Source organism: Cupriavidus sp. USMAHM13 (genome assembly GCF_001854285.1).
In the GTDB taxonomy this organism is placed as follows: Bacteria; Pseudomonadota; Gammaproteobacteria; order Burkholderiales; family Burkholderiaceae; genus Cupriavidus; species Cupriavidus malaysiensis.
The window spans coordinates 2,937,483-2,963,851 of the sequence record NZ_CP017752.1 but is presented as its reverse complement, the minus strand read 5'-3'; the positions used below and the strand labels follow the sequence as shown (position 1 = coordinate 2,963,851).

The following is a 26,369-nucleotide window of genomic DNA, read 5'->3' as shown; positions in this document are numbered from 1 at the left end:
GCGATCTGCAACGCGTATCACGGCGCAGTGAAGTCGGGGCGGCCGCCCGTCTAGGCCCGGCCTTCCAGCGCCACGAACACGCTGCCGTCCTCGATACGGATGGGGAAGGTGCGCAGGTCCTCGCTGAGCGGCGCGCACATGGCCTTGCCGCTGCGCACGTCGAAGCGTCCCTGGTGCAGCGGGCATTCGATCTCGTGGCCTTCGAGGAAGCCGTCGCACAGCCTGGCGTTGCCGTGCGTGCACAGGTTGTCGGTGACGTAGACGGCGCCGTCCACGCCGTAGACGGCCAGTTCGCGGCCGCCGGCCTGCACCGCGACGACATCGTCGGCGGGCACGGCGGCGAGTTCGATCAGCCTGGTCCATTGGGTTGTCGTAGTCATGGCGATTTCCGCGGGTGCGGTGGGTGATGGATGGTGGGTGGCAATCCGTTGCGGGGCGGTCCGGGGCGGGACGGCGCGCTTGCGGCCGCCACGTGTCCCGGCGCGGCGGCTTCAGATCGGGTAGATCAGCGAGTTGGGGATCAGCTCGCTGTCGAACACGCACAGGCGCGCCGCGAACTTCAGGCCGGCCCCGGTGCGCACGATGGTGTCGAGATAGCGTCCCACGTTGAACACGGTGGTCAGCGCGTCCGGCTTGGTGCGGAACACCGCGTAATTGGCCTCGGCGCGGATGCGCTCGCCGTCGTCGGCGAGGATGCGCGGCACGCCGACCACATGGCGCTGGTAGTAGGGGTCATGGAAGATGGTCTCGGTGGCGCCGTAGACCCGGTCCTTGAGCATGCCCTTGCTCTCGAAGGCGAGGGTGGCCAGCGGCAGGCCGCGCTCGTGGTTCTCGCGCGGCTGGACCCGGTAGACGCAGTCCTCGGTGAAGAACTCCGGCCACTGGTCCCAGTCGCCGTTGTCGAGCGCGGCGGCGTAGTCGGCGTAGAGGGCGAGCAATTGCTGGTAGGTGGGGAAGTCGAGCATCTCAGGCCTCCATCACGCGGCGCCAGTAGGCGTACATGGAACGGATCAGGGTTTCGGTGACCATGTGGTCGGCCTCGGCGCTGTCGCGCCCGCCCAGTTCGGCGACGGTGCGGTGCCAGGGCTTCTGCGCGAAGCCTTCCTGCGAGAACTCGATCACCTCGCCGTCGTCGGCGGAGACGAAGCCGGCCGGGCCGAACAGGTTGGCCTGGCGCAGGCGGCGGCGCGTCATGGCCTCGTCGTCGCCGGCAAAGCCGAAGTGGGTCCAGACGAAGTCGAAGGAGCCGTGCCCGTCGGGCTGGATGTGGCGGGTCGAGACCGAATTGACCTGCTGCTGGAGGATGACGCTGGGAAACAGCGTCATCATCACCGCGGTGGGGCCGCCCCACCAGTCCTCCTGCACCACGTCGAGGAAGCGGTCGTCATGCAGCCGCATCTGGTCCTTGAAGCTGGACACGCCGCTGGTCACTTCGCCCTGGCCGCCGCTGCCGCGCGTGGAGATCATGGCGGCGTGGCGGCCGTGCCCGTCCATCTTCAGCGCGGAGCGGTTGTCGGCGCGCCACAGGCCGAAGGTGACGAACCAGGTATGCAGCAGGCCGGGATGGTAGGGGTCCTTGATGTTCTCCTGCATCAGCTTCCAGTTGCCGGGAATGCGCTGCCGGCTGTAGCCGAGGATGGTGAGCGCGCGGCCGTCGAAGACGCGGTCGAAGTAGTGCAGCATGGTGGGGCCGAGGTAGTCCTCCAGCGGCGGTACCGTGTGGTCGAAGGAGGCGAACACCACGCCGTGGCGCGTCGCCACCTTGAGCCGGGTCAGGCCGTGCTCCTTGGGGTCGAAGTCGGCCGGCATGCCGCCGTTGACCTTGCCGTCGAGCTTGACGCCGCGGCGGAACGGCACGCCGACCAGGTTGCCCTTGAGGTCGTAGTTCCACTGGTGGTAGGGGCAGGTGAAATCCTTGCGGTTGCCGAAGCGCTCGCGGCAGAAGCGCACGCCGCGGTGGGCGCAGACGTTTTCCACCACGTGGATTTCGCCGTCGGCCGCGCGCGTGACGATGACCGAGCGCTCGCCGACGACGGTGCGCTTGAAGTCGCCCGGATGGGGAATCTCGGCCTCCAGCGCCACGTAGCACCAGTGGCCGGCATAGAAGAAGCGCTCCAGTTCGCGCTGGTGGATGGCCTCGTCCGTGTAGGCCTGGAAGGGCACGCGGCTGGAGCCGTCGCCTTCCCAGGCGGGCGGGTGGAAGCGCAGCGGGGCTTCGTTCATGTGTGTCTCCTGTGGTCGGCCCGCGTCATGGCAAGGCGTGCGGGCGGGATCGCGAAAGGGAAGGGGAACAAGGCAAACGGGAACGGGACACGCGGCGGGCGGGCCCCGGCCCCGGGCGTTCAGTCGCCGCTGGCGTGGAAGGCGTCGGCGTGGATGCTGGCCGGCGCCACCCCCTTGCGCTGCAGCAGCGCGCTGGCCGCCTCGACCATCGCGGGCGCACCGGCGAGATAGGCGGTCCAGCCCGGCAGCGCCGGCCAGTCGTCGTCGATGGCCTGCGTGACCAGGCCGCCGCGATAGCCGTCGCCGGGTGCCGGCGCGCCGTCGGCGACCACCACGTGGCAGGCCAGGCCGGGCAGTTCGCGCCGCAGCGCCTGCAGCCATGGCTGGCCGTAGACATCGCGTTGCGAGCGCGCGCCGAAGTAGACGTGGACATCATTGTCCATGCCGGCCTCGGCCATGCCGCGCAGGATGGACAGCACCGGCGCCAGGCCGGTGCCGCCGGCCACGCACAGGATCGGGCCGGTGGTCTTGCGGCGCAGGTAGGCGGTGCCGAGCGGCCCGCCGACGCGCACCGCGTCGCCCACCTTCAGCGCGCCGGCGATGTAGGCGGTGACGCGGCCGCCGGGCACCAGGCGCACGTGGAACTCGATCTCATCCGGGTTCGGCGTGACCGCCATCGAGTAGGGGCGCGCGTGCTGCGGGGTGAACTGCAGCATGGCGTACTGGCCCGGCGAGAAGGCGAAGGGTTTGTTCAGCCGCAGGCGCAGCCGCCTGATGTCGTGCGTCAGTGCCTCGATGGCCGTCACCGTGGCCTTGAGCAGGCGGGCAGGGTGGACCACCACCTCGTCGATCTCGGGCAGCTCGACGGCGCAGTCTTCGACCAGGGTGGCCTGGCAGGCCAGGATCTGCTGTCCGGCGCATATCTCGGCCGCCGCGCCGGCGCCATCGGCCACGCGCACCTTGCCGGCGGCGAGGCGGCAGCGGCAGGTGCCGCAGCGGCCGGCCATGCAGCTATAGGAAACGGGGATCTCGTGGGCGCGCAGGGCCTCGAGCAGGTTGGTCCCGGCGGGAACCTCGAGGGCGCGCTGCAGGGGCTGCAGGGTCAATCGCATGCCAGTGTCTCCGGTCTGGTCTTGGGTGGGGGCTGCCGCGCCGGCGCTTGCCGCCGTGCGCCACCGGGCCTGCCACATGCCGTGACGTGCCGCGATGCGTTGCTATGTGTCGCTATGTGTCGCTATGGTGCCGCGCCCTGGGATATAAATAAATCGAAGATCATTGATACGTCATATCACCAGGAGTGATAATGCGAAGCCGCCGGGCACCGCCGGGCACCGCCGACAACCGCCGGCAACCTGAAGGAGGGCAAGCATGGAACTGCAGGATGTCGACCTGAACCTGCTGGTGGTATTCCACGAACTGCTGCGCCGGCGCCGCGTGTCGGCGGTGGCGCAGGCGCTGGGCATGTCGCAGCCGGCCGTCAGCAATGCGCTGAACCGCCTGCGCCGCCTGCTCGGCGACGAGCTGTTCCTGCGTACCGCCAAGGGCATGATCCCGACGCCGCTGGCCGAGCGCCTGGCCAGCCCGATCGGTGAGTCGCTCGATGCCATCCACCACACGCTCAATGCCAGCGCCGGCTTCGAGCCGGCGGCGAGCCAGCGCGCCTTCACCGTGGCCATGACCGATATCGGCGAGATCTATTTCCTGCCGGCCCTGATGCAGAAACTCGGCGAGGTGGCGCCGGGCGTGACCCTCAGCACGGTGCGCAACCAGGGCGACACGCTGCAGGGCGAGATGGAGAGCGGCCGGGTCGACCTGGCGATCGGCTTCCTGCCCGGCCTGCAGAGCGGCTTCTTCCAGCGCCGCCTGTTCCGCCAGCGCTATGTCTGCCTGTTCCGCCAGGGACATCCGCTCGAGGCCGGCGGCATCACGCTGGCGGCCTTCCGCGCCGCCGAGCACGTCTCCATCGTGGCCGAGGGCACCGGCCACGGCATGGTCGACCAGGCCATCCAGCGCGCCGGCGTGGCGCGCCACGTGCGGCTGCGCGTGCCGCATTTCGTCGCGGTCGGGCACATCCTGCAGACCACCGACCTGATCGCGGTGGTGCCGGAGGCCTACGCGCAGCGCACGCTGGCGCCGTTCGGCCTGCAGACGGCGCCTTGCCCGGTGCGCATTCCCGACATCGCCATCCATGTGCTGTGGCACGCCAAGAACCATCGCGAGCCCGGCAACCAGTGGCTGCGGCAACTGGTGGTGGAGACCTTCGCGCGCTGAGCGCGGCCGGGGCGGCGCCGCTCAGCCTGGCTGTTCGAGCACGGCGCGCAGCTTGCGTACGCCCGCTTCCAGCGCTTCGGCGGGGAAGCCGCCGAAGCCCAGCACCAGGCCGGGCCGCCCCGGCCGGCTGCCGTACATCGGCGAGACCGGCCGCACGGCCACGCCGGCCGCCAGCGCGCGGCTGGCGACGTCGACGTCGTCGCGGCCGTGCGGCAGCCACAGCAACAGGTGCATGCCCTGGTCGCTGGGCTGCAGCGTGGCCAGCCCGCCGAGCTGGTCGCCGATGGCGCGCACCAGCGCCGCCCGGCGCTCGCCATAGAGCGCGCGGATGCGGCGCAGGTGCAGGTCGAACGCGCCCTCGCGCAGGTAGGCGGCCACCACGTGCTGGTCAGCGGTGGGCGCGTGCCGGTCGAGGATGGTGCGTGCCCCGGCGAAGGCATCGGCCAGCGGCGGTGGCACGATGGCATAGCCGAGCCGCAGCGCGGGAAAGAGCACCTTGCTGAAGGTGCCGAGATAGATCACGCGGGACGGATCCAGGCCCTGCAGCGAAGGAAAGGGATGGCCGGCGTAGCGCAGCTCGCTGTCGTAGTCGTCCTCGACGATCCAGGCTTCCTGCTCGCGCGCCCAGGCCAGCAGGGCGAGCCGGCGCGGCATGCTCATCGGCATGCCGAGCGGATACTGGTGCGAGGGCGTGACGAAGGCCGCGCGGGCCGCCGGGCAGTCGGCGGTGGCGCGCGCGACGTCGAGGCCGCCGTCGTCGAGCGCGGCGCGGTGCACGCGCACGCCGGCATCGTCCAGCACCGCGCTCAGGCCAGGGTAGGCCGGATCCTCGGCCCACACCGTGTCGCCGGGTTCCAGCAGCACCCGTGCCGCCAGGTAGAGTCCCTGCTGGGTGCCGGCGGTGACGATGACCTGCTCCGGTGCGCAGGCGACCGCGCGCGCCTTGCGCACATGTTCGGCGATGGCCTGGCGCAAGGCCGCCACGCCGCGCGGGTCGCCATAGCCGGCCGCTCCGCCCTCGAGCGCGCGCACGCGCCGGCTCAGGCGCCGCCAGCCCTCGTCCGGCGCGGCGGCCGCGTCCGGCGTGCCGATGGCGAAGGGCACCGGCGGCAGCGGGGCCAGGGCGCGCGCGATGGCGGCGTAGCGTTGCGCCCGCGCCCCCGCACGCGGTGCGGCGGCCGGCGTGCGCGCCGGCTGTGGCGGGACGGCGTCGGCCGCATGGCCGGCCAGCAGCCGCGCCACGCGCGTGCCGGCGCCGACGCGCGCTTCCAGGTAGCCTTCCGCCGCGAGCTGCTCGAACACCTCGGTGACCGTGCCGCGCGCGATGCCCAGCCCGGCCGCCAGCGCGCGGGTCGAGGGCAGGCGTTCGCCGGCCTGGAGCGCGCCCCGGGCGATGGCCTCGCGCAGCAGGCGGGCCAGTTGCTGGCCGACGCGGCCGGCGTTGCGGTCGAGGGCGCCCAGCGCCGGCAGGTCGAGGGTGGTGCGTTGCCTGGGCATTGGAAAGTGGTCCACATCCGGTGGTGTAAATGGACCTCAAATATAGGCCACTTCTGCGCGAGAATGGCGTCTGCGGCAGGGCCGGAGCGGCCCGCCCGAGACGATTCCACCCCACAGGAGTGCCTTATGTACCGCCCGGCCATGTTCCGCGAGGACCGCCCCGAGATCCTGCACGCGCTGATGCGCGCCCATCCGCTCGCCACCCTGGTGACGGCGGGCAGCCAGGGGCTGGAGGCCAACCTGCTGCCCTTCCTGCTGGCCGAGGTGGACGGTGCCTGGGTGCTGCGCGCACACCTGGCCCGCGCCAACGGGCAGCTCGCCGCGCTGCGTGAGGGCGGGCCGGCGCTGGTGATCTTCCAGGGGCCGGATGCCTATGTCAGTCCGGCCTGGTATCCGTCCAAGGCCGAGCACGGCAAGGTGGTGCCGACCTGGAACTACGCCACGGTGCAGGCACGTGGCACGCCGCGCGTGATCGAGGACGCCGCCTGGCTGCGCGCCCAGATCGAGGCGCTGACCGGCCGGCAGGAGGCCGGGCGCGAGGCGCCGTGGCAGGTCGGCGATGCTCCGCAGGATTTCATCGAAGCCACGATGCGCGCCATCATCGGCCTGGAGATTCCCATCGACAGCCTCGAAGGCAAGTGGAAGGTCAGCCAGAACCGTGGCGAAGCCGACCGGGCCGGCGTGGTGGCCGGGCTGCGCCGCGAAGGCGCGCGCACGGGAGACGGCGAAGCGATGGCGATGCTGGTGACCCAGGGCGGCGGCGCGGCGCCGGCGGCCTGAGGCGTTCCGGCCCGGCGCCTGGGAGCCGGGTCACCGGCAAGCCGGGAAGGCTGCGCGCCGGGTCAAGCGTTTTACCGGCCGCGGGCGCCACAAGCGGCGCTGGCGTGGCGCTTGGGCGACAGAGCGGGCGGCGCGGGCGCCACCGGCACGGCGGCGGCCCGCCAGCACGGTCGGTTTTGGTAGCATTCAGGGTTTTCCGCTACCCGGCGCCGCACGGGGTGCCGCCCGGCATCCAGGTTCGGCGGCGCCAGTGCCATGACTCCGGCCCAGATCAAGACCTTTTTCGCCGCCCGGCTGCAGCGCCTGCGGCGTCCCACCCGCCGTGAACTGGCCCTGGGCATCGCCGCCGTGCCGGCGCTGTTCCTGCTCTATGTGCTGGTGCTGATCCCGTTCACGCCGGGCATCAGCGACATCCGCAAGGCCAAGCAGGACCGGCCCGCGCAGATCCTGTCGGCGGATGGCAAGGAGCTGGCGCTGTTCAAGTGGGCCAACCGCGAATGGGTGCCGCTCGACGAGATCTCGCCCGAGGTGGTCAAGGCCCTGGTCGCCACCGAGGACCACCGCTTCTACCAGCACCACGGCATCGACTGGCGCCGCCTCGCCTCGGCCGCCCTGCGCACCGCCTCGGGCGACCGCCAGGGTGGCTCCACCATCACCCAGCAGCTGGCCCGCAATCTCTATCCGGACGAGATCGGGCGCGCGCCGACGCTGACGCGCAAGCTCAAGGAAGCCATCACCGCGCTCAAGATCGAGGCGCTGTACAGCAAGAACGAGATCCTCGAGACCTACCTGAACACGGTCCCCTTCCTGTACAACGCCTTCGGCATCGAGATGGCGGCGCGCACCTATTTCGGCAAGTCGGCCGACAAGCTCGACGTGCTGGAGAGCGCCACGCTGATCGGCATGCTCAAGGGCAACAGCTACTACAACCCGGTGATCAACCCCGAGCGCTCGCTGCAGCGGCGCAACACGGTGCTGGCGCAGATGGTCAAGCGCGGCGTGCTGGACCCGGCCAGGTATGCGCAACTGCAGAAGCGCCCGCTGCGCATCGACTTCGAGCGCCAGGACGAGGAGCCCGGCCCGGCGCCCCATTTCGCCCAGCAGCTGCGCAAGTGGCTGATCGGCTGGGCCGACCGCAACGACTACAACATCTACACCGACGGCCTGGTGGTGCGCACCACCATCGACTCGCGCCTGCAGGCCTTCGCCAACCAGGCGCTGGCGCGCCAGACGCGCCAGCTGCAAGGCATCGCCGACGCGGCCTGGAACGGCCGCACCGGCTGGCGTCCCGAGCAGGAGCTGGTGCGCGCCTTCGTGCGCGAGACGCCGCAGTACCGCGCCGCGCGCGACGCCGGCGCCAGCGCCGACGATGCGCTCAAGCACCTGCTGGCCGACCGCGCCTTCATGCAGGACCTGCGCCAGCAGAAGACCATGATCCAGGCCGGCTTCATCGCCATCGATCCGCGCGACGGCGCCATCAAGGCCTGGGTGGGCAGCCGCGACTTCGCCCTCGACGCCTTCGACCATGTCCAGCAGGCGCGGCGCCAGCCCGGCTCCACCTTCAAGCCCTTCGTCTACGGCGCAGCCTTCGCCCAGGGCGCGCGGCCGGAGGACACCTATCCCGATCAGGCGGTGTCCATCCCCATGCCCGGCGGCGAGGTCTGGAGCCCGAGCGACGAGTCGCCGCCCACCGGCATGCCGATCTCCCTGCGCGATGCCCTGGCGCAGTCGCGCAACCGCATCACCGCGCAATTGATGCAGAGCGTCGGCCCCGACCAGGTGGCGCGGCTGGCGCGCGCCATGGGCGTGCGCCAGAGCCCGCTGGAAGCGGTGCCGTCGCTGGCGCTGGGCACCAGTCCGGTGAGCCTCAAGGAGATGGTGTCGGCCTATGCCACCATCGCCGACGGCGGCGAGTACATCGCGCCGATGATGGTGACCCGCATCGAGGACGCCAAGGGCGAGGTGCTGGCCGAATTCCAGCCGGCGCGCGCGGAGCGGGCGCTGTCCTTCGATGCCACGCAGACCCTGCTCGACGTCATGCGCGGCGTGGTCGACCGTGGCACCGGTACCGCCATCCGTACGCGCTTCGGCATCCGTGCCGACGTGGCCGGCAAGACCGGCACCACGCAGGACAATGCCGACGGCTGGTTCATCCTGATGCATCCGGAACTGGTGGCGGGGGCCTGGGTCGGCTTCAACGACAGCCGCGTGACGCTGCGCAGCGACTACTGGGGGCAGGGCGCGCACAGCGCGCTGCCCATCGTCGGCGATGTCTTCCAGCGCGCGTTGCGCACGCGCCTGGTCGACGCCCGCGTGCGCTTCCCCGAGGAGCAGGAGCCCGGCTTGTTCGGCGCCTGGTTCGCCAAGCTGCGCGAGCGCCTGCGCCAGCTGTTCGCGCCGGCCCCGGCGCCCGAGGCAGCCGCGCCACGCGCGGCGCGGCCAGCGCGCAGCGCGCCGGCCGAAACGCCGGTCCAGGCCGCCAGCGAGGCCGCTTCGGCGCCCGTTGCCGGGCCGGCGCCGGCATCCGATGCCGCGGCCGCCGATGCCGGCCAGCCGGGCCCGGCGGCCGGTGCCATCGCGGCAAGTGCCGCCGCCGCCGCGCCGCCCCAGGCGCCGCCTGCCGTGACCACCGTACCGCCGCCGGGCGCGGGCGCCACCATGCCGGCGCCGGCGGGGACGCCGGCATCGGCTCCGGCTTCGATGCTCTAGGACCTAGGCCCCAGGACCTAGGCTCCGGGCGCCGGCTTTCAGGCTTCCAGGCTTCCAGGCTTCCGGTCCCAGGTTCAACACCAGCCGGCGCCGCGGCGCTCCCCGCGCCCGGACGGGTAGGGCGACGGTCGCGTCAGGCGGGCCGCCGGCCCGCTGCATAGACGTGGAAGCGTTCCAGCTGCGCCTCGCTGTCGGCGATGGCGCGCGTGCCGGCCGCGCCGCTATGCTTGACCAGCAAGGCCGCCAGCGTCTGCGCCACCGCGAGGGCGGGCACCACGGAGGGCAGCAGCGATGGCGTGGCGGTGGCGGCCAGGACCAGCGCGGCGGCGCCGGGCGCGATCGGCGAGACCGGGCTGTCGGTGATGGCGACCACTTGCGCGCCCCGTTCGCGGGCGAACTCGACCGCCGTCACGGCGGCCTGCGCATAGGGCGCGAAGCTGAACGCGGCCAGCGCATCGTCGGGGCCGATCCGCCGCAGTTCGTCGGCCAGCGTGCCGCCCACGCCTGACAGCAGGGTGACGTTGTCCAGGCACATGCCGCAGGCGTAGCTGAAGTAGTAGGCCACCGGATACAGGCTGCGCAGTCCCAGCACGTAGATACGGCGAGCGCGCGCCAGCGCCGCGTGCGCGCGCTTCAGCGCGGGCAGCGCCGCGGCGCCCAGGGTCTGCTCGAGGTTGCCGGCCTCGGCTTCGAGCAGCTGTGCCAGCAGGCCGGCATCGCTGTCGTCGCGCGCCTGCGCCCGCAGCGCGGTGGCGCGGCGCGAGAAGCCGGGCTCGCCGGCGGCCAGCCAGCGGCGGTAGGGCTCGCGGAACGCCTCGTAGCTGTCGAATCCCAGCTGGCGCGCCAGCCGCAGCATGACGCCCGACTGCAGCGCGGCCTTGGCCGCCACCGCGCGCATCGACAACAGGGCGATGTCCTGGGGATGGTCGATGGCATGGCGCGCCGCCTGCTGCAGCTTGGGGGGGAGTTGAGCGAACTGCTGTTCGATCCGTTGGTCGATGTCGGCCTTTTCCATCAGGGCTCCGTGGCTGTCGCGGCAGATTATGGCCGATCGCGCGGCGCCAGCGCCCCGGCCACGGCCAGGTCGATGGCGCGCGCCAGCGTGGCGACGGCCTGTTCCAGCTGTTCCGGGCTGCTGAGATAGGGCGGTGCCAGCAGCACGTGGTCGCCGTGTTCGCCATCGATGGTGCCGCCGCCCGGATAGCACAGCAGGCCGAGCTGCTGCGCCTGGTGCTTGACCGCGGCATGCAGCCGCAGCGCCGGCGCGAAGGGCGTGGCGCCGTGGCGCTCGCGCACCAGTTCCACGGCCCAGAACAGCCCGCGGCCGCGCACGTCCGCCACATGCGGATGGCCGTCGAATTGCCGCGCCAGCAGCGCGCCGAGCGTGTCGCCCAGCCTGGCCACCCGTTCCACCAGGCCGTCGCGCGCGACGATGCGCTGCACCGCCAGCGCGGCCGCGCAGGCGACCGGATGCCCCACATAGGTGAAGCCGTGCTGGAAGGCACCGGAGCCCGCCCGGATGGCCTCGACCACGCGGTCGTGCGCCAGCACCGCACCGATCGGCTGGTAGCCGCCACCCAGGCCCTTGGCCAGCGTGAGGAGGTCGGGCTGCACGCCTTCCTGCTCGAAGGCGTGATAGCTGCCGGTCCGGCCCAGCCCGCACATCACCTCGTCCAGCAGCAACAGCACGCCGTGGCGATCGCACACCTGGCGGATCTTGCGGAAGTACCCGGGCACCGCCGCCACGGCACCCGCCGTGGCGCCCACCACCGTTTCCGCCACGAAAGCCGCCACCGTGTGCGGGCCGAGGCGCTGCAGCGTGGCCTCCAGCTCCGCGCCCAGGCGGTCCCCGTAGGCGGCGTCGGTCTCGCCGGGCTGCCGGTGGCGGAAGGGGAAGCAGGGCGAGACATGATGGCTCTCGATCAGCACGGGTTCGTACCAGGCGCGCCGCGCGGCATTGCCGCCGATCGCCAGCGCCGCCAGCGTGTTGCCGTGGTAGCTCTGGCGCCGGGCGATGTAGCGGTAGCGCTGCGGCTCGCCCCGCTCGACATGGTATTGGCGGGCCAGCTTGAGCGCGGTCTCGATCGCCTCGGAGCCGCCCGCGACGAAGTAGGCGTTGCCCAGCCCGGGCGGGCTGCGCTCGGCCAGCAGCGCGGCGAGGGACTCGGCCGCCTCGGTGGTGAAGAAGCTGGTGTGGGCGTATTCGAGCCGGTCCATCTGTTCCCGCACGGCGGCGCGCACTTCGGCGTGGGCGTGGCCCAGGCAGGACACGGCGGCGCCGCCGGAGGCGTCGAAGTAGCGCTTGCCGTCGCGGTCGACGATATAGGCCCCGTCGCCGTACGCGGCCAGCGGCAGGGGCGAGCGGGGATTGCGGTGGATGATGTGGGTCATGGCGGTGGCGGTGGCGGAAAGGGGAGGCGGCTGGACTCGCGGAAAGATCAAATGGTATATTTTGTGTGTAAATAGATCAAATGGTCTTTCTGGGGGCGGCAGGCCATGCGCATCATCAGAATGCGCAGCACCCTTTCCCCCTTTCTGCCCTTCCCCTTCCAACCTTGGGATTGCTGGAGACTTGCCATGCCTGGATCGAAGCTTCTGCGCTGCCTCGCGGTCGGCGCCCGACTGGGGCGCGCGCTGGCGCGGCCGCTGCAGGTGGCGCTGCTTGCGTCAGCGTTGCCGTTGTCGGCGGGCGCCGCACCGCCGCCGGCCTGGCCCGAGCGCCCGTTGCGGCTGGTGGTGCCGTTCGCCGCCGGGGGCACCACGGACCTGCTGGGGCGCCTGGTCGCGGAAGGGCTGCGCCAGCAGCTGGGCCAGAGCGTGGTGGTGGCCAACAAGGCCGGCGCCGGCGGCAGCCTCGGCGCGGCCGAGGTCGCGCGGGCCGCGCCGGACGGCTATACCTTGCTGCTGGGCACGCCCGGCACGCAGGTCATCAATGCCCTGGTCTACAAGCACGTCGGCTATGACCCGCGCAAGGACTTCGTTCCGGTGGCCTGGCTGGCGGATGTGCCGAACGTCGTGCTGACCCGGCCCGGTTCCGGCCTGAACAGCATGGATGACCTGCTGCGAGCAGCGCGGGCCCGGCCCGGCGCCTTGCACTGGGGCTCACCCGGCATCGGCAGCTCCGGCCACCTGGCGCTGGAAATGGTCAAGCGCATGGGCGGGGTGGAGATCGCGCATGTGCCGTACAAGGGCGCGAGCCAGGCCACCAGCGACCTGCTGGGCGGACAGATCGAACTGTCCGCCGACAACCTGCCGACCGCATTGCCGCTGATCCGCTCCGGGCAGCTGGTGGCGCTGGGCGTGACCAGCCGGGCCGCGGTGCCGGCGGCACCGGGCGTGCCGCCCGTCGCGGCGACCTTGCCCGGCTTCGAGCAGACTTCGTGGTTCGTGCTGATGGCGCCGGCCGGGACGCCGGCGCCGGTGGTGGCCGCACTCAATGCGGCGGCCGAGCGGGTGCTGCGCGATGCGCGCATGCAGCGGCGCCTGGCGGACCTGGCGGCGCAGCCGGTCGGCGGCCCGCCCGAGGCGCTGGCGCGCCACCTGCAGGCCGAGCAGGACAAGTACCGGAAGATCGTCGAAGGCGCCGGCATCCAGCCCGAGTGAGCGTCCAGGGGAGCCGATCATGCCGCAGGAAAAACGCCGCCGCCTGGCCGTGGCCAGGTTCTGGTACGAAGGCAATGCCTTCAGCCCCCTGCCGTGCCGGCAGGCGGATTTCGACCGGCGCGAATGGGCGGCCGGGGACAGCGCGCTGGACGCGGCGCGCGGGACGGCGACGGAACTGGGCGCCGTGGCCGCTTTCGCCGAGGACCGGCCTGACTGGCAGGTGGTGGTGCTGCGCTGCGCCTCGGCCGTGCCGGGGGGGGCGATCGACGACGCCGTCTATCGCGCCTTCTTCGACGAAGTGATGGCGGCCCTGCGCGCGCAGGGCCCGTGGGACGCGGTCTATCTGTCGCTGCACGGCGCGGCCATCACCAGCCGGCGCCAGGCGCCGGACCTGGAGTTCGTGCGGGCCGTGCGCGAGGCGCTGCCCGGCGTGCCCCTGGGCGCCAGCTTCGACCTGCATGCCAACCTCAGCCCGCAACTGGGCCCGCTGCTCGACTATGCCAGCGGCTACAAGACCTATCCGCACATCGACATGCGCGAGGCGGCGCAGCGGGTGCTGCAGGGGCTGAGCGATATCGTCGAGCGCGGGCGGCGCAGCCGCGTCACCGTGGCCAGGCCGGGACTGGTCCTGCCGAGCTTCAATATGCGCACGGACGCGGGGCCCATGCGCACCCTGCAGGAACTGGCCGCGGCCCAGGCCGGCGCCGCCATCCTCGAGGCATCCGTGTTCGGCGGCTTCCCCTATGCCGACACGCCGGATACCGGGGCCGCCGTGGTCGTCGTCAGCGATGCGCTCGCCGATGGCGGGGGCGCAGCGGCCCGGCGTGCCTGCGAGATCCTGCTGGCGGCGCTGCGCGAGCACGCGCCGGCGTTCGCGGCCAGCTTGCCGGCGCCGGCGCAGGGGCTGGCGCAGGCCCTGGCGATCGCCGCGCGCACGCCGGGGCTGGTGGCGGTCACCGATCCGGGCGACAACCCGCTGTCGGGCGGCGCCTGCGATACGCCGGGGCTGTTCGCGGCCTTGCTGCAAGCGCGGCCGTCGGTGCCCACCGTGTTTGCCAGCTTTGCCGATGTGCCGGCCGTGCGCCTGGCGCACGAGGTCGGCGTGGGCGGCGTCTGCGCGCTGGCCCTCGGGGCACGCTGGTCGGACCGTTTCGGCGCGCCGGTGGCGGTGAAGGTGCGGGTGGAGCGGCTGACCGATGGCGTCTTCGTCAACAGCGGGCCGATGGAAACGGGCAGGGTCACGCGCTGCGGCCGCACCGCCCTGCTGACGGTGCTGGGACAGCACGACGTCCGGGTGATCGTGACAGAGGCGGTGGCGCCGGCCAACGACCCGGCCTTCTTCGCCTTGCACGGCATCGACCTCGACGCCTTGCGCCTGCTGTGCGTCAAGGCCAAGAACCACTTCCGCGCGGCTTTCCTGCCACGCTGCGCCGCCATCATCGACGTCGACGCGCCGGGACCGGCCAGCCTCGATCTGCGCCTGCTGCCCTTCCGCCATGTCCGGCTGGCCGGGCCGGACTGACGTCAGGCGCCGGCGAGGCCGGCCGCACCGGTCGCGCAGGGGGGCTCAGTCCGCGCGCAGGGTGCCCGCAGGCCCGTGCTGCCTGCCGGCCCGGGCGATCACCAGGCGGTCGAGCCCCCACACCGCGACCAGGGTCGCGCCCATCAGCGGGAACACCAGTCCCAGCAGGCCCAGGCCCACGGCCCAGGCGCGCATCGGCGGTACCGCGCGCGGCAGCGCGGGCGCGCCCAGCGTGCCGGCGCGCCGGCGCTTGAGCCACATCAGCAGGCCGCTCACGGCGAGCGCCATCAGGCCCAGCGAGATGGCCGCGCACAGGATCTGGTTGGCCAGCCCGAAGTAGCGGCCCATGTGCAACGAGGTGCCGTAGGAGATGGCCTTGGCCACCGGGCCGTAGTCCCGGTAGCCGGTGTCGCGCAGGACCTGGCCGCCGTACTGGTCGAGATGCAGGGTGCGCTCGCCGGTGGGGTCGGCGGGATAGACGGAGGCGGTGAAGACGCCGCTCGGCGAATTCGGCAGTACAAGCTGGTAGCCGCCGGCGATGCCGCGCGCGGCGATCGCTGCGACGACGCGGTCGAGGTCGGCGGGGGGCGACGGTACCCGCGGCGCCTGGCCCGATGGCACGGGCGCCAGGCCGGCCGCCCAGGGCACGTCGGCCAGTGGCAGCGACTCCATGGTGGCTGCCGGGGCGGCCGCCGCGGCTTGATGGTCGCCATGGCCGCCATGTCCCTCGTGTTCCGCATGTTCCGCACGTTCCGCATGGCCTTCGTGGCCCGGCATGGCGGCGGCCTCCCCGGGCGCCGCCGCCATGCCGCCGGGCGGCAGCGAGCGCGGCGGGGCGCCCTTGCGCGGGGCACCGAGGTCGGCGGCGGTGGCGAGCGCCTTGAACTGGCGTCCCCAGGAGGCGGTCCAGGGCAGGCCGGAGAGCACGAAGACGAGCGCGCCCAGCGCCAGCCAGGCGCCCAGGAAGCGGTGCAGTGCCTTCCAGCGTCCGCGCGCGCCGCTGCCGCGGCCGAGGCGCAGGGCGGCGGCGCCGCGCTCGCGCCAGTGCGGCCACCACATGGCCAGGCCGGTGGCGATCATCACCAGCGTCCAGCAGGCCGCCAGCTCCATCAGCAGTTCGCCCGGCTTGCCCAGCATCAGCGCGCGATGCAGCCGGCGCACCTGCTTCATCAGGCGGTCTTCCACGCTCAGGCTGCCGAGGTAGTCGCCCGTGTACGGATCCAGGTAGAGGCTCTCGCTCTTGCCCGAGGCGAGGCGGAAGACGAACTCGGCGCTGGCCGCCGGCGCGCTGTTGACCGTGTAGGTGGTGGCCGTGGCGCCCGCCGGCGCGGCGGCGCGCGCGCGCTCCAGCAGCGCCTGCGCCGGCAGCCGCGCCGGCCCGGGGGCGACGCGCAGCAGCTCCGGATAGAGCAGCGGCTCGATCTGCGGCTGGAAGCAGTACAGCGTGCCGGTGACCGCCAGCACGATCAGCCAGGGCATGACGAACAGGCCGGCATAGAAGTGCCAGCGCCACAGCATGCGGTAGGCCGCGGCGGATGGCGGGCCCGCCGGCGTGGCGGGGCGGGACGGGGAGGGTTGTGGTGCCATGGTGGGTCGTTCCTGCATGAGCGGGACAGGTGCCGGGGCGCGCCCGGAAGCGCCCGCCCCGCGCGCGGGGGGGCACGGCGGACGGGGCGCGCCGGCCCGGGCCGAGCGGGCTCGGATGGTGTACCTCAGATGGTGTACTTCAGGCCCAGGTAGAAGGTGCGCTGCGGGAAGGGGTGGTAGAGGAAATACTTGCGGTTGTTGAGGTTGTCCACGCCCAGCGACGCGCTCCAGTGCTGGTCGATCTGGCAGTTCACGCGCGCATCCATCACGAAGAAGCCCTGGAAACCCTGGTAGGTGGCCGGATTGATGTCGGTGTTGTCGACGGTGGCGTAGACGCGGCCGCTGTAGCGCGCGGCCAGCGTATAGGCCCAGCGGTTGTCCGGCCGGTAGGTCGCGGCCAGCGTGCCGCGCCAGGCCGGCACGTAGGGCACGCGCTTGCCGACCGCGCTGGCGCCCGGCGTGGTGGCCACGTAGCCAGGGTCGGACAGGATGGTCGCGTCGACGTAGGTGACGTTGCCCGACAGCGTCAGGCCGCGGATGCCCACATTGTCCTGCTGGCCCGCCAGTTCGACGCCGAGCTGGCGCGTCTTGCCCACGTTCTGGGTGAACGAGACCGGCGTGGCGAAGCCCGGGATGGTGGAGGTCTGCGAGATCAGCGCGTTGCTCACGTACTCGTTGAACAACGACAGGCGCAGCTTGCCGCTATCGGTGTGGCGCTCCAGCGCCAGCTCGCCCGCGAGAACGCTCTCCGGCTCCAGGTAGGGGTTGGCCTGCAGGTAGGTGGCACCCGTCTGCACGCTCTGGTACAGCTCGCCCACGGTGGGGAAGCGCAGCGCCTTGCCGAAGGAGCCGGTCAGCGACCACATCGGGGTGGCATCCCAGGTCAGCGAGGCCTTGGGCGAGAAGCCGGACTTGTCGATGCCCGGCTGGTGGATCGCCACGCCGGCGCCGTTGCTGCCGAGGTTGTAGTTATAGCCGTCGTAGGCGCGCCAGGTCTCGTAGCGGCCGCCCAGCGTGGCCTGCAGGCGCGGGGCGAAGCGCCACACGTCCTGCAGCCACAGCGCGGTGGTCCGGGTCTTGCCCAGCGAGTTGCTGTACAGCGCGCCCGCGCCGCCCGAGAGCCAGTCGCCGGTGTTGTAGGTGGGGCTGTTCAGCTTGTACTGGTCGAAGTGGGCGCCGAAGCTGGCGATGTGCGCGCCGGCCACGCCCTGCGGGCGCCAGGTGCCCTTGAGGTCGAGCGTGGTCCAGCCGGTGCCGCCCATGTCGGTGATGCGGCCGGCGCCGCCGCCGATGGCGGCCGGGTAGAGGCCGGTCGACTGGCGGTTCTGGTCCTGCAGGTAGTAGAAGTTGCTGAGCACCGCTTCCCAGTCGAACACGCCCTGGGTATGCGTCTCCACCTTCAGGCTCTGCATCAGGTGCTGCTGCTCGACATGGCTGCTGGAGAACTGGCCGGCGATGGTGCCGGCGCTGTAGCTGTAGCCGCCGATGTTGACGTTGCCGCTCGCGGCGCCGTAGTAGGGGGTGCCGGCGGCCGTGCTGAGGTAGCTCTGCGCGCCGGCCTTGGCGCTGTTCTGCCAGTAGCCGAGCGCATAGGTGGCGCGCAGCGCGGGGGTGAAGTCATAGGCCAGCTTGAGCGCGGCGTTGTCCTGCAGCGTGTGCACGAAGTTGCCGGCGCCGATCACCTGGATCGCGCCGCCGCTGCGGTTGCGGTCGGCGAAGGCACCGCCGATGACCGGCAGGCCGGGCCCGGCGACGGTGGTCGACTGGCTGAGCGTGCCGAAGGTGATGGGCTGGCTGAAGCTGTTGAGGTGGCCGGCGTTGAACCACCAGGACAGCTTGCCGACGCGGTCGCCCAGCGTGACGGCATATTGTTGCGACGGCTCGGTGTCGCTGGTGCCGTACAGCTTGAAGCGCTGGATGGCGGCATTCATCTCGATGCTGCCCTCGAACTTCTGCGGCATGCGCGTGGTGATCTGCGCCACCGCGCCGTAGGAGTTGCCCGGGTACTGGGCCGCGAAGGGGCCGTACATCACGTCGACGCGCTCGATCTGCTGCGGCGCCACCATGAACCACTGCGGCGAGCCGTTGCCGTTGTTGTTGTTGACCAGGGTCGACAGCAGCACGTCGTCGGCGTAGATCAGGCTGCGCGCGCTGGCGTTGACGCCGGTGGTGCGGGTCGCCATCGGCGCCTGCGTGTCGCCGATGTAGCGCTTGCGCACCAGCACGTCGGGCAGGTACTTGAGCGTGTCCTCGGCGTTCATCACGTTGATGGTGGCGGTGGCCTCCTCGCGCGTGACGCCGGCGGTGGTCTGCGGCAGCAGCTGCTTCTCGGCGAAGCTGCGGGTCTGCGTCACCGAGACGGCCGGCAGGCTCGGCGCGTCCTGGGCATCCTGGCCGGGCGCGGCGGTCCGGCTGCCATCGGTGCCGGTCTCGTTTGCCTTGTTTGCCTCGCCTATCTCGTTGGCGCCGCCGGCGGCATGGGCAATGCCGCCGATGCCCATCAGGGCCAGGGTGAGCAGGGTGGGAGCGAAGGCGGGTGCGGCCTCGCGCAGGGCGGCCGCGCCCTTGTTCAACATCGTTCGCATCGGAAGAAGTGCCTCGTGGACAGGCCCGCCGCGCGGCGCCCGTCGGTCAACGTCCGGCCGCGGCGGCAACGGCGTGCGCGCAGCGGCAGTTCAACAGGAAAGAGAGAAAGGGACGGAACGAGGCGAAGCGGGCGGGCCCCTGGGGCGGCCCGAAGGGAAGGCGCCGAGCGGCACCGGGGCGAGCGGCGGCAGCATGACCGCGGCAAACAGCAGCACCAGCGCCAGCACCGGCAGCGCGGCCGGCAGCGGCGGCGCCGCGGCATGGCCCGCGAGCAGGTCGCAATAGCCGCAGGCCGACAGCGGCGCGTGCTGGCCGCTGCCATCCGCCTCCGGCTGGGCGGCCGAACAGATGAAGCCGGACGGGTCCGCGGCATGGCGGGCGGCCACCCACTGGCTCACCAGCGGCGCGAGCACGAGCAGGCACATGGCGAGCAGGCCAAGCCAAGCGGTGCGGTGGTTGCGTTGCCGGGAAGTCATGGTGGGGTGCGGGGTAGCGTTGCAGTCTAACCGAGGTGCCCGAGCGGCCGGATGCGCGGGGGTGCGGCATTTTGACGCGCGCAGCGGCCGGAACTGCCTGGTGGTGGCGCCGGCGCCGCACGGCGCGGCCAAGCGCGGCCAGACCCGCTCAAGCGCTGCCTGCGCGGCCGGCACCACTATGATGAAGAGCGAGGCATGGCAGGTTCCTGCGAGGACGCATGCCGCGCGCCTTGCCCCGGGGCCGTGCCGCCCCGCGCCGGCGGCTTTCCCCGAACCCGTCCGGCACGCCGTGGGCGCGCCCGCCTCCGCGTTCTCCCATCAGGAGGTCCTATGGCACTCCAGCAAGCTCCCGGTCGACGGGCATTCCTCGGGACGGCGTCCGGCGCGGCCCTCTGGCTGGCGCTGGGTGGCATGCCTGCGCGCGCGCGCGCTGCCCGGCCGGCGCCCGCCTTCGCCCTGCCGCCGCTTCCCTACGCCGAGAATGCGCTGGAACCGGTGATCTCGGCCAGCACCATGGGCTACCACTACGGCAAGCATCACCGCGCCTATATCGACAACCTGAACCGGCTGGCGGCGGGCACCGGACTGGCCGGCCTGCCGCTGGAAAAGATCATCGCGGCGAGCGCCGAGCGCGCCGATGCGGTGGCGCTCTTCAACAACGCGGCCCAGGCCTGGAACCATGCCTTCTACTGGCACAGCCTGCGCCCGGGCGGCGGCGGCACCCCGCCGGCGGCGCTGCGGCCGCACATCGAAGCCGCCTTCGGCTCGGTCGATGCCTGCAGGAAGTCGCTCGCCGCCGCCGCCACCGGCCAGTTCGGCAGCGGCTGGGCCTGGCTGGTGATGGACGGCGGCAAGCTGCGCGTGGTCAGGACCACGAACGCCGACCTGCCGCTCACCAAGGGCATGCAGCCCTTGCTGACCATCGATGTGTGGGAGCACGCCTACTACCTCGATTACCAGAACCGGCGTGCGGACTACGTCGAGGCGGTGATCGACAAACTGCTCAATTGGGATTTCGCCGCGCAGAACGCGCGCGTGTGAAGGCGGTCGCCGCCGCGCCCGCCGATGCCGACACCGCCGCGTCTCAGCCGAACACGGCGTGTCCGCCGTGCACGGCGAGGCCCGCGGCGTCGGACGGCCCCGCGCCGAGCGCGCGCACCAGCACGTCGCGGTTGGTCAGGATGTGCTCGCGCATCAGCGCCTCGGCGCGCCCGACTTCGCGCTGCGCCAGCGCGTCGACGATGCGGTAGTGCTCGGCGAGCGCCTGGCGGCTGTGGTCGCGCTGGAAGAGCAGCGCCAGCGCCGCCTGGTCGTGCGGGCGCGACTTGCTGTCGAAGATGATCGGCAACTGGCGCGCGCGCCGCACCGCGTCGGTGAGCCAGTCGTTGTCGGCCAGCTCCAGCAGGGTGTAGTGGAAGTCCAGGTTCATGTCCTGCCAGCGCAGCGCCTGCTGCGCGTCCCACTCCTGCTCGTGCAGCACCTGCCGCTGCGCCTCGAGCTGCGCGGCCAGCCGTTCCTGCTCGGGGTGCAGCAGGCCGCGTTCGCCGATCAGGCGGCAGCCCAGGCTTTCCAGCGCGGCCCGCACCGTGAAGGCATCGCGCACGTCCTTGGGCTGGAAGCGGCGCACCAGGAAGCCCCGGTTGGGCTGGTAGGTCAGCAGTCCTTCGTCGGCCAGCCGTGCCAGCGCATCGCGTACCGGCGTGCGCGACACCCCCAGCTCCTGCGCCAGCGTGACCTCCATCAGGTGGGAGCCCGGCGGGATCTCGCCGTCGAAGATGCGGTTGCGCAGCACGTCGGCGACGGAGAGCGCGCGCGTGCGGGAAGACTCGGGGGATGCCATGGCTCGTTACGGGGTTCAGTCAGCGTGGATGTGGCGGCTGCGGATGAGATTACCCCATAAAGTCCGCTCGTCCGCAAGGAAGCGCGCCGTCTGCGCGGGCGGGGGCGAGAAGGTCTCGGCGCCGCTGGCGGCGATGGCCTGCGCCAGGCGCGGGTCGTCGAGCGCCCTGGCCAGCGCCGCGCGCAGCCGCGCGGCGAGGTCCGGCGCGGTGCCCGCGCGCGTGAACAGGCAGGTCCAGCTGTAGATCTCCACCGGCACGCCGGACTCCGCCAGGGTGGGCACGTCCGGCAGGGCCGCGACGCGCGTGCGCGAGGTCACCGCCAGCGCGCGCAGCGCGCCGCTGCGGATGTGCGGCAGCACCGTGGCCGGGTTGGAAAACATCATCTGCACCTGGCCGCCGATGGTGTCCGCGATGGCCGGCGCGTTGCCGCGATAGGGAATGTGCGTCAGCGCGATCCCGGCCGTCTGCGCGAACAGCTCGCCCGACAGGTGGGAGGTATTGCCGTTGCCCGCGCTGGCGAAGTTGATCTGCGCCGGCCGCGCGCGCGCCAGGCGCAGCAGCTCGGCCACGTTGTGCGCGGGCAGCGACGGGTTGACCACCAGCACATTGGGCCCGCGGCTGACGCAGCCGACCGGGCTGAAGTCGCGCGCCGCGTCATAGGGCGGGCGCGACAGCATCAGCGGGGCATTGATCTGGTCGGCCGGCGTGCCCAGCAGCAGGGTGTAGCCGTCGGCCGGCGCGCGCAGCACCTGCGCCGCGCCGAGCGTGCCGCCGGCGCCGCTCTTGTTTTCCACGATCACCGACTGGCCCAGCTGGCGCGACAGATTGTTCGAGAGCAGGCGGGCGATGGTGTCGGTGGTGCCGCCCGCGGGAAAGGGCACCACCAGCGTGAGCGGCCGCGCGGGCCAGGTTTCGGCATATGCGCAGGGGCCGAAGGTGAATGCGGCGGCCATGCCGAGGAGCAGGCAACGGGTGGCGCGGCGGGCTTTTCCAAACGGATGCATCACAGGTCTCCTTTGTCTGTATGCATGCATGATAGCCTTAAACTGGCATGAAACACGAATTATTCGATTGTAAATTCCCAATCATGTATGCATACTGTTCGTAGTTCGATCAGGAGACGGAAATGCGAAAGACCACCAGGTTGTCCCAACTCATCCATGCCCCGGAGCTGCTCGTGATGCCGGGTGCATTCGATGCGCTCTCGGCGCGCATCGTCCAGGAGGCCGGCTTCGCGGCCGTGCAGTGTTCCGGCTTCGGTATTTCGGTGAGCCGGCTGGGCCTGCCGGATTACAGCTTCCTGGCCTTCTCGGACATGGTCGAGGCCACCCGCCGCATCGTCGATGCGGTCGAGCTGCCGGTCATGGCCGACGGCGATACCGGCTTCGGCAATGCGGTCAACGCCTGGTACGCGGTGCGCGCCTTCGAGCGCATCGGCTGTGCCGGCGTCAACATCGAAGACCAGCTCATGCCCAAGCGCTGCGGCCACCTGGAGGGCAAGTCGCTGATCCCGCTCGACGAGGCCGTGCAGAAGATCCGCGCCTGCGCAGAGGCGCGCACCGATGCCGATTTCGTCATCAATGCGCGCACTGACGCGCTTGCCGTGGGTGGCATCGGCGAAGTGATCCGGCGCGGCAATGCCTACCTGGAGGCGGGCGCCACCATGGTCTTTATCGACGGCATGACGTCCAAGGCGCTGGCGCGCGAGGCGGTGGCCGGCATCCGCGGCCCGGTGGCGATCAATGTGGTGGAGGGCGGCAAATCGCCCGAGGCCTTCACTTTTGCCGAGATGGAGGCGATGGGCATCGCGCGCGTGAGCCTGCCGGGCACGCTGATGCTGGCCGCGATCCAGGGCATGCGCGATGCCCTGGCGGCGGTGCGCGCCAACGGCTATGCCGGCGGCCCCGGGGCGCGGCTGGCGGATTTCCGCGCGCAGCTCGACCTGGTCGGCTTCGCCGAGGTGTTCGCGCTGGAGCAGCGCTACCTGTCCGCGCTGGCGGCGCCGGCCGCGGTGCAATGAAGGCGCCGCGCGCGCTGGCTGACCGGCACCCGCCGAGGAGGAATCCCATGCAGGCAAGACCCCGCAACATCATCGAGAAGATCTGGGAGCAGCACGTGGTGGCCGAGCTCGAACACGAGCAGGCGCTGCTGCACGTCGACCGCATCCTGCTGCACGACCGCGCCGGCCCGCGCGTGCTGGCGGCGCTGCGCGAGGCGGGCCGCGCCGTGGCCCGGCCCGGCCTGGTGTTCGGCACCATGGACCATATCATCGACACCCAGCCCGGGCGCGGCGACGACACGCTGGTGCCCGGCGGCCGGGCCTTCATCGAAGGGCTGCGCGCCGAGGCGCGCGGCGCCGGCATCCGGCTGTTCGACCTGGGCGATCCGCAACAGGGCATCGCCCACGTGATCTCGCCCGAGCTGGGCATCGCGCTGCCCGGCACCACGCTGGTCTGCTGCGACAGCCATACCTGCACCGTCGGCGGCATCGGCGCGCTGGCCTGGGGCATCGGCACGACCGAGGGCGAGCATGCGGTGGCCACCCAGTGCCTGGTGCGCGCCCGTCCGCGCACGCTGCGCGTGACGTTGCACGGCCGCCCCGGGCCCGGCGTCTCGGCCAAGGACATGGTGCTGGCGCTGATCGCCCGCTTCGGCGTGCGCGGCGGCGACGGCCACGCCATCGAGTTCGACGGCGAGGCCGTGCGCGCGCTGGAGGTGGAGGGCCGGCTGACGCTGTGCAATATGGCGGTCGAATTCGGCGCCTGGACCGGGCTGGTGGCGCCCGATGCGCGCACCGTCGAATGGCTGGCCGGGCGCCCCTACGCGCCGGCCGGCGCGGACTGGGAGGCGGCCGTGGCGGACTGGGAGGCGCTGCGCTCGGACGAGGGCGCGCACTGGGACCGCGTCCTCGAACTCGACTGCGCAGGGCTGGCGCCGCAGGTCAGCTGGGGGACCAATCCCGGCCAGGCCGGCGCCATCGACGCGGCGGTGCCGCAGCCGGCCGACGCCGACGCGCGGCGCGCGCTGGACTACATGGCCGTGCAGCCGGGCCGGCCGCTGCAGGGCATCCCGATCGACGCGGCCTTCATCGGCTCCTGTACCAACAGCCGCCTGCCCGACCTGCGCGCGGCCGCTGCCGTCGTGCGCGGCCGCCGCGTAGCGCCGGGGGTCAAGGCCATCGTGGTGCCGGGCTCCAGCGGGGTCAAGCGCGCGGCCGAGGCCGAAGGGCTGGACCACGTCTTCCGCGCGGCCGGTTTCGAATGGCGCGAGAGCGGCTGTTCACTGTGCTTCTTCGCCGGCGGCGACCACTTCGACCAGCCGGACCGGCCGGGGCGGCGCGTGATCACCAGCACCAACCGCAATTTCGAGGGCCGCCAGGGGCCCGGCGTGCGCTCGCACCTGGCCAGCCCCGCCACGGTGGCGGCGTCGGCCCTCGCCGGCTGCATCGCCGACCCGCGCCCGCTGCTGTCCTGAGGAGACATCATGGAACCTTTCGTCACACTGCGCGGGCTGGCCGCGCCGCTGCTGCGCGCCAATATCGATACCGACCTGATCATCCCCTCGCGCGAGATCACCTCGCCCGGGGCCGACGGCTACGGCGACAAGCTGCTGTCGCCGTGGCGCTACCAGACCGGCGCCGACGGGCAGCGCCGCGAGCGCCCGGAGTTCGTGCTCAACCGCGCGCCGTTCCGGCAGGCCACCATCCTGCTGAGCGGCGAGAACTTCGGCAGCGGCTCCTCGCGCGAGGCGGCGGTATGGGCGGTGCGCCAGTTCGGCTTCCGCTGCGTCATCGCACCCTCGTTCGGCGCCATCTTCCAGAACAACTGCTACCGCAACGGGGTGCTGCCGGTGGTGCTGGCGGCCGATGTGGTCGGCGCGCTGGCGCAGGAGGCCGAGGGCGGCGCGCTGTGGCTGGAGGTGGACCTGCGGGCCTGCCAGGTGCGGCATGCCGACGGGCGCGGCTGGACCTTCGCGGTGCCCGCCAGCGAGCGCGCCATGCTGCTGGAGGGGCTGGACGCGATCGGGCTGACGCTCAAGCGCCAGGCGCAGATCGAGGCCTACCAGGCCGCGACACGCGCCGCGCGGCCGTGGATCTGGGCCGTCGAGGCGCGCGGGCGGTGAGGTGATGCGACGCAGGCGGGCGGATGCCGGGCGCGGCTCTCGCGCAGGCCGATGCCGAAGGCGATCGCGCCGCTGCCGCCGCCGCTGACCTGGTGGTCCGGATGGCGGACCGCCCTCCATCCACTGCAAGCGGCAGCGGCATTCGCTCGGCCCGCTCGGCCCGCTCGGCCCGCTCGGCCGGCAAAAAAAATGCGCCAGGCGGGTTGGCCTGGCGCGAGTCGGGAGGATTGCCATCGAGGGGTAGGTTCGATGGTGTGTGAAGCCTAAGGCATCGGCACCGGGCCTGTGTTTCAGAATGTAAGGCGCAGCGCCGGCGTGCGGATGCCCGTGCGCGCACCAGCGTCGCTGGTGGCGTGGGGAACGCGCTCGCATCGGGTTCGCCAAAAATGACAAGAAATGTTACGAAGATAAAAAATACTGAATTCAGCAATGCATGGCATCGATGGCCGCCTGCCGCCCGGCCACGGCGCATATCCAGGGACCAAGGCCTCAGGTATATTTCGGCGCATGTCCGTCCAACATGCCCTCCTTACCTCGCTGCTGGAACAGCCGTCCTCCGGTTATGACCTGGCCCGTCGCTTCGACCGCTCCATCGGCTATTTCTGGCAGGCCACGCATCAGCAGATCTATCGCGAACTCGGCCGCATGGCCGAAGCCGGCTGGGTCGCGGCGGAGGACGATGAAGAGGGCGCGGGCCGCCGCAAGAAGGTCTATCACGTGCTGCCCGCCGGCCGCGCGGAACTGGCGCGCTGGGTGCTGGAGCCGGCCGCGCCGGGCGAAGGCCGGCGCGCGCTGCTGGTCAAGCTGCGCGCCGAGGCGGCCATCGGCCCGCTCGGCCTGGACCAGGAGATGGAGCGCCAGATCGCCGAGCACCGCGCAACGCTGGAGCTGTACCTGGCCATCGAACAGCGCGACTTCTCCGCGCCGGACCTGAGCGTGCCGCAGCGACTGCAGCATGCCGTGCTGCGCTCGGGCATCCTGGGCGAGCAGGTCTGGCTGCAATGGGCGCACGAGGTGCTGCCGCTGCTGCGCCGGGCGGCGCCGCAGGAGGGCGGCGCCGCCTAGTCCACTGCGCTTTTTCTGATGCAGTGGTGCTCTGACGCAGTGGATTCGTGCCCTGAATTCAAGGCCCCGGGGCGCTGGCGGGCGCGC

At 72.0% G+C, this 26,369-nt stretch carries 22 protein-coding genes; 10 read left to right on the top strand and 12 right to left on the bottom strand.

Translation table 11 applies throughout. From position 1 onward, the window contains the following. Positions 1-50 precede the first annotated feature (50 nt). From BKK81_RS31205 to BKK81_RS31190, 4 genes are all read right to left on the bottom strand, one after another. Positions 51-380, bottom strand: a complete 330-nt coding sequence (locus tag BKK81_RS31205; RefSeq protein ID WP_071021075.1) for a non-heme iron oxygenase ferredoxin subunit — start codon at positions 378-380, stop codon at positions 51-53. Between the two features lie 111 nt (positions 381-491). After that, positions 492-965, bottom strand: a complete 474-nt coding sequence (locus BKK81_RS31200) for an aromatic-ring-hydroxylating dioxygenase subunit beta (RefSeq protein WP_071021073.1) — start codon at positions 963-965, stop codon at positions 492-494. A 1-nt stretch (position 966) separates the two neighbouring features. Beyond that, entirely contained in the window at positions 967-2,223 is a 1,257-nt protein-coding gene (locus BKK81_RS31195) for an aromatic ring-hydroxylating dioxygenase subunit alpha (RefSeq protein WP_071021070.1), read from the bottom strand. A gap of 119 nt (positions 2,224-2,342) precedes the next feature. After that, on the bottom strand, positions 2,343-3,335 hold the full coding sequence (locus BKK81_RS31190) for an FAD-binding oxidoreductase (protein ID WP_071021068.1): 993 nt from the start codon (positions 3,333-3,335) through the stop codon (positions 2,343-2,345). Between the two features lie 256 nt (positions 3,336-3,591). Between BKK81_RS31190 and BKK81_RS31185 the strand changes: the two genes are divergently transcribed. Beyond that, positions 3,592-4,494 carry a LysR family transcriptional regulator gene (locus tag BKK81_RS31185; protein ID WP_071021065.1) on the top strand — a complete coding sequence of 301 codons (903 nt, stop codon included), beginning with the start codon at positions 3,592-3,594 and terminating at the stop codon, positions 4,492-4,494. Positions 4,495-4,515: 21 nt separating this feature from the next. Here the strand turns inward: BKK81_RS31185 and pdxR are convergent, their stop codons facing one another. Further along, positions 4,516-5,991: a MocR-like pyridoxine biosynthesis transcription factor PdxR gene (gene pdxR / locus BKK81_RS31180; protein ID WP_071021063.1), complete on the bottom strand. Its 1,476-nt coding sequence runs from the start codon at positions 5,989-5,991 to the stop codon at positions 4,516-4,518. Positions 5,992-6,117: 126 nt separating this feature from the next. Here pdxR and BKK81_RS31175 point away from each other — a divergent pair, with 126 nt between their 5' ends. Then, positions 6,118-6,771, top strand: coding sequence for an FMN-binding negative transcriptional regulator (locus tag BKK81_RS31175; protein ID WP_071021060.1), 654 nt, complete (start codon positions 6,118-6,120; stop codon positions 6,769-6,771). 255 nt (positions 6,772-7,026) lie between these two features. Continuing rightward, entirely contained in the window at positions 7,027-9,480 is a 2,454-nt protein-coding gene (locus BKK81_RS31170; RefSeq protein ID WP_071021057.1) for a penicillin-binding protein 1A, read from the top strand. A 133-nt stretch (positions 9,481-9,613) separates the two neighbouring features. Here the strand turns inward: BKK81_RS31170 and BKK81_RS31165 are convergent, their stop codons facing one another. Together BKK81_RS31165 and BKK81_RS31160 are read right to left on the bottom strand one after the other, a co-directional pair. Further along, the gene (locus BKK81_RS31165) at positions 9,614-10,495 is read right to left on the bottom strand and encodes a MurR/RpiR family transcriptional regulator (protein WP_071021053.1); all 882 of its coding nucleotides are present in this window, start codon (positions 10,493-10,495) and stop codon (positions 9,614-9,616) included. A gap of 26 nt (positions 10,496-10,521) precedes the next feature. Then, positions 10,522-11,871 (bottom strand): aspartate aminotransferase family protein, encoded by a 1,350-nt coding sequence (locus BKK81_RS31160; RefSeq protein ID WP_071021050.1) that lies wholly within the window; start codon positions 11,869-11,871, stop codon positions 10,522-10,524. A 186-nt stretch (positions 11,872-12,057) separates the two neighbouring features. Here BKK81_RS31160 and BKK81_RS31155 point away from each other — a divergent pair, with 186 nt between their 5' ends. Both BKK81_RS31155 and BKK81_RS31150 read left to right on the top strand, forming a co-directional pair. Continuing rightward, positions 12,058-13,083 carry a Bug family tripartite tricarboxylate transporter substrate binding protein gene (locus BKK81_RS31155; protein WP_083384623.1) on the top strand — a complete coding sequence of 342 codons (1,026 nt, stop codon included), beginning with the start codon at positions 12,058-12,060 and terminating at the stop codon, positions 13,081-13,083. A 19-nt stretch (positions 13,084-13,102) separates the two neighbouring features. Next, positions 13,103-14,605 carry a M81 family metallopeptidase gene (locus tag BKK81_RS31150; RefSeq protein WP_071021047.1) on the top strand — a complete coding sequence of 501 codons (1,503 nt, stop codon included), beginning with the start codon at positions 13,103-13,105 and terminating at the stop codon, positions 14,603-14,605. 45 nt (positions 14,606-14,650) lie between these two features. On the opposite strand, the gene BKK81_RS31145 is transcribed toward BKK81_RS31150, so the two are convergent. The 3 genes from BKK81_RS31145 to BKK81_RS31135 all read right to left on the bottom strand — a co-directional run bounded on the left by BKK81_RS31145 (position 14,651) and on the right by BKK81_RS31135 (position 19,254). Further along, positions 14,651-16,192 (bottom strand): PepSY-associated TM helix domain-containing protein, encoded by a 1,542-nt coding sequence (locus BKK81_RS31145; protein WP_156811508.1) that lies wholly within the window; start codon positions 16,190-16,192, stop codon positions 14,651-14,653. 125 nt (positions 16,193-16,317) lie between these two features. Continuing rightward, positions 16,318-18,777 carry a TonB-dependent receptor gene (locus tag BKK81_RS31140; RefSeq protein WP_071021041.1) on the bottom strand — a complete coding sequence of 820 codons (2,460 nt, stop codon included), beginning with the start codon at positions 18,775-18,777 and terminating at the stop codon, positions 16,318-16,320. A 90-nt stretch (positions 18,778-18,867) separates the two neighbouring features. Beyond that, a complete protein-coding gene (locus BKK81_RS31135; protein ID WP_071021039.1) occupies positions 18,868-19,254 on the bottom strand; it encodes a DUF2946 domain-containing protein in 387 nt (128 codons plus the stop codon). Between the two features lie 411 nt (positions 19,255-19,665). Between BKK81_RS31135 and BKK81_RS31130 the strand changes: the two genes are divergently transcribed. Further along, positions 19,666-20,295 (top strand): superoxide dismutase, encoded by a 630-nt coding sequence (locus tag BKK81_RS31130; protein WP_071021036.1) that lies wholly within the window; start codon positions 19,666-19,668, stop codon positions 20,293-20,295. A 43-nt stretch (positions 20,296-20,338) separates the two neighbouring features. Here BKK81_RS31130 and BKK81_RS31125 read toward each other — a convergent pair whose 3' ends face one another. Together BKK81_RS31125 and BKK81_RS31120 are read right to left on the bottom strand one after the other, a co-directional pair. Beyond that, positions 20,339-21,094 (bottom strand): GntR family transcriptional regulator, encoded by a 756-nt coding sequence (locus tag BKK81_RS31125; protein ID WP_071021034.1) that lies wholly within the window; start codon positions 21,092-21,094, stop codon positions 20,339-20,341. 15 nt (positions 21,095-21,109) lie between these two features. After that, a complete protein-coding gene (locus BKK81_RS31120) occupies positions 21,110-22,099 on the bottom strand; it encodes a tripartite tricarboxylate transporter substrate binding protein (protein ID WP_071021031.1) in 990 nt (329 codons plus the stop codon). A 122-nt stretch (positions 22,100-22,221) separates the two neighbouring features. Here BKK81_RS31120 and BKK81_RS31115 point away from each other — a divergent pair, with 122 nt between their 5' ends. From BKK81_RS31115 to BKK81_RS31100, 4 genes are all read left to right on the top strand, one after another. After that, positions 22,222-23,115 carry an isocitrate lyase/PEP mutase family protein gene (locus BKK81_RS31115; RefSeq protein ID WP_071021029.1) on the top strand — a complete coding sequence of 298 codons (894 nt, stop codon included), beginning with the start codon at positions 22,222-22,224 and terminating at the stop codon, positions 23,113-23,115. Between the two features lie 47 nt (positions 23,116-23,162). After that, positions 23,163-24,569 (top strand): 3-isopropylmalate dehydratase large subunit, encoded by a 1,407-nt coding sequence (locus BKK81_RS31110; RefSeq protein WP_071021026.1) that lies wholly within the window; start codon positions 23,163-23,165, stop codon positions 24,567-24,569. 9 nt (positions 24,570-24,578) lie between these two features. Then, positions 24,579-25,217 (top strand): 3-isopropylmalate dehydratase small subunit, encoded by a 639-nt coding sequence (gene leuD / locus BKK81_RS31105; protein WP_071021023.1) that lies wholly within the window; start codon positions 24,579-24,581, stop codon positions 25,215-25,217. 507 nt (positions 25,218-25,724) lie between these two features. Beyond that, positions 25,725-26,282 (top strand): PadR family transcriptional regulator, encoded by a 558-nt coding sequence (locus BKK81_RS31100; protein ID WP_071022729.1) that lies wholly within the window; start codon positions 25,725-25,727, stop codon positions 26,280-26,282. Positions 26,283-26,369: the final 87 nt, after the last annotated feature.